Source organism: Bartonella sp. AA2SXKL (assembly GCF_042197205.1).
Taxonomy (GTDB): domain Bacteria; phylum Pseudomonadota; class Alphaproteobacteria; order Rhizobiales; family Rhizobiaceae; genus Bartonella.
This window is the reverse complement of record NZ_JBHIRN010000291.1, coordinates 1-527: the sequence shown is the minus strand read 5'-3', so window position 1 is coordinate 527 and position 527 is coordinate 1. Positions and strand designations below refer to the sequence as shown.

The following is a 527-nucleotide window of genomic DNA, read 5'->3' as shown; positions in this document are numbered from 1 at the left end:
TTTTTCCAGAAACATCACCATGTATCAAAACACGATCAGTCTTTTGCTTTTCATGGTCTCCCCCCTCATTCAGATATGTGTTCAAATAAATATGAGCACCATCCTGCGCCTTATAAACAATACCCGTCCCCTTTCCAATGCGAAGTGTTTGATAATTATAATCCTTATCAGTTTTCAATTTGTGAAACTTAATAGAACTATCGTTCATAAGGAGCAGAAAAGAAATAGATGAATCATTCGTACCAGCAGATTCACGTGAATCCCTCTCTTGCTTTTGTTTCAAAATCCATGTCGAACCAGCACCCAAATAGAGCTCAGCAGTAGAACGATCATCAACATGAGCACCCCCTTCAAGGGTAGAGGCACTGGCTAAAACTTTCACCAAGGCCCCCCTCTCAGCTCTTAATAATGAACGCCCTGAAAGGGTACTTTGCATTAAATTAACAACACCATAAGTACTATCGGTACTATAAAGAGCCACACTGTCTGGAGCAGAAAACATTGTCTGCCTCAAATTAATAGCCTCC

General features: G+C 40.6%; 1 pseudogene. It reads right to left on the bottom strand.

What is annotated here, in order from left to right:
- Positions 1-527: pseudogene (locus ACFINS_RS11310) on the bottom strand (autotransporter outer membrane beta-barrel domain-containing protein); the annotation flags it as partial.